The sequence below is a fragment of the Bacillus haikouensis genome, from assembly GCF_013179555.1.
GTDB classification, from domain to species: Bacteria; Bacillota; Bacilli; order Bacillales; family Bacillaceae_B; genus Rossellomorea; species Rossellomorea haikouensis_A.
This window is the reverse complement of the sequence record NZ_JABMCR010000439.1, coordinates 1-2,418: the sequence shown is the minus strand read 5'-3', so window position 1 is coordinate 2,418 and position 2,418 is coordinate 1. Positions and strand designations below refer to the sequence as shown.

The window sequence follows — 2,418 nt, the reverse complement described above, 5'->3', positions numbered from 1 at the left end:
GCGCATCCCTTTCGAGGCTGGGAGGGGGAATTGGGACAAGAGGCCCCGGTGAAACGAAGCTTGAAAGTGACAGAAGACATATCCATCGCCGGATCGATGATATCAAAAAGCATCTCCAAACGATCGTCGAACACCGGGAAAGATATCGCGAAAGAAGAAAGAAAAACAAATCATTTCAAGTAGCTCTTGTCGGTTATACAAACGCTGGAAAATCAACTTTGTTCAACCGGATTTCAATTGCTGATTCCCACGAAGAAAATCAATTATTTGCCACATTGGATCCGATGACAAGAAAAATGGGTTTACCCAGCGGCTATTTTACATTGCTGACGGATACAGTCGGATTCATACAGGATCTCCCTACGTCCCTCATTGCTGCTTTCCGCTCTACTCTTGAGGAAGTGAAAGAATCGGACCTTCTTTTACATGTTGTGGATAGTTCAAATCCGGATTATCACCAGCATGAGGAAACCGTTCAATCGCTGCTTAAGGAATTGGAAATGGATACATTGCCGCAGCTGACCGTTTATAATAAGCGTGATATCAGCGATGCCGATTTTGTGCCTGATAGTGTTGCAGATCACATCACGATCAGTGCCTTGAACGGCGAAGATCGAAAAGAGCTTTTATTAAAGGTTGAGGAAATGGTCAAGAAGCAAATGAATTCATTTCACATCTTGGTTCCTGCAAATGAAGGGAAGCTTCTCTCGAGGCTCAAAAATGAAACTATAATAAAACGACTTGAATTCATTGAGGAATGCCAGGCGTACGAGATAGCAGGACATCACCTGGAAGATCATCAAATCAGCGGTATCATCGCGAAATTTCATAAACAGAAGGGAAGCAAGTAATGTTTGATCAATTAGTACATGGAGAGGTATTAAAACCTCTTGTGAAAAAAGTGGAAGATTCAGTAAATCATATTCATAAAACAATTGATGAACGTGCTGAGAGTAACCAGTTTAAAGTGCTCAGGGCATTTCAGAAGCATAAGGTAAGTGACTCGCATTTCATTCCATCCACTGGTTATGGTTATGACGATATAGGAAGAGATACACTTGAGAGCATTTATGCAGATGTATTTGGCGCAGACGCCGGTTTAGTGAGGCCACAGATCATTTCAGGAACTCATGCTATATCGATCGCACTTTTTGGAGTGTTGAGACCAGGAGACGAATTGGTTTATTTGACAGGTAAACCGTACGACACTCTCGAAGAAATAGTGGGAATCCGGGGGACTGGAACAGGTTCATTGAAAGACTTTAATATCTCATACAAATGTGTGGATCTGGATGAGTCTGGTAAGGTAGATTATGCCAAGGTACAACAGTCCATTTCCCCAAAGACAAAAATGGTGGGGATTCAGCGTTCGAAAGGATATGCGAACCGTCCATCCTTTTTAATAGAAGAAATTAAAGAAATGATCACCTTTGTTAAAGAAATTAATCCTGAAATAGTGGTTTTTGTAGATAATTGCTACGGGGAATTTGTAGAGGAACTGGAACCCTGCCACGTCGGAGCTGATCTTATGGCGGGATCACTCATTAAAAATCCTGGCGGTGGCCTTGCCAAAACAGGTGGTTATATAGTTGGCAAGAAAGAAATTGTTGAAGCCTGTTCCTACAGGATGACGTCGCCTGGAATCGGAGCGGAAGCGGGTGCCTCCCTCTATAGTTTACAAGAAATGTATCAAGGTTTTTTCCTTGCACCTCATGTAGTGGCACAGTCTTTGAAAGGAGCTGTTTTCACTTCTGCATTGTTAACAGAGTTAGGGATGAATACAAACCCGTCTCCAATGGAGAAACGAACGGACCTGATTCAATCCGTTCAGTTTGACGATAGGGATAAGATGATTTCATTCTGCCAGGCAATTCAGTTTGCTTCTCCAATCAATTCACATTTTACGCCGTATCCCAATTACATGCCGGGTTATGAAGACGATGTCATTATGGCTGCAGGTACTTTCATTCAGGGTTCAAGTATCGAATTATCGGCAGATGGACCAATTCGACCGCCATACACAGCCTATGTACAAGGCGGATTAACGTACTCACATGTGAAGATTGCTGTTTGTACAGCAATAGACAATTTAATCGAAAAAGGTTTAATCAACATTGTAAAAGGATAATAGGAAAGAAACTGGATAGTCTATACTCGACTATCCTTTTTTTTGAAAGTTGATGTAAGAATTTCTAACATTTGATTGACAGAACATCTAACATTACATATAATGATTACATGAAGGAAAAGAAAAGGAGGAATCAAGATGAGTGGAAGTGAAATTCGTCGAACGATGGCTTTATTTCCTATAAGTATTGTCATGCAGCTCACGGACTTGACGGCTCGTCAGATTCGTTACTACGAAGAGCATGAGTTGATTACACCCGCACGGACAGAGGGAAATCGCAGGCTCTTTTC

The 2,418-nt window shown here is 41.7% G+C and carries 3 protein-coding genes; all 3 read left to right on the top strand.

All coding sequences use genetic code 11. The annotated features are described in order from the left end of the window. On the top strand, window positions 1-851 hold an 851-nt coding region (gene hflX / locus HP456_RS22805), incomplete at its 5' end, for a GTPase HflX (RefSeq protein WP_172255339.1). Further along, window positions 851-2,128, top strand: a complete 1,278-nt coding sequence (locus tag HP456_RS22800; protein ID WP_172255337.1) for a methionine gamma-lyase family protein — start codon at window positions 851-853, stop codon at window positions 2,126-2,128. The genes hflX and HP456_RS22800, both read left to right, overlap by 1 nt. 138 nt (window positions 2,129-2,266) lie before the next feature. Beyond that, window positions 2,267-2,418, top strand: a 152-nt coding sequence (locus tag HP456_RS22795) for a MerR family DNA-binding transcriptional regulator (protein ID WP_172255335.1), incomplete at its 3' end; no start/stop codon positions are given.

Excerpts from the sequence above, each read along its gene's own strand:
- HP456_RS22800 (WP_172255337.1), top strand. The coding sequence starts at position 851 with ATGTTTGATCAATTAGTACATGGAGAGGTATTAAAACCTCTTGTGAAA.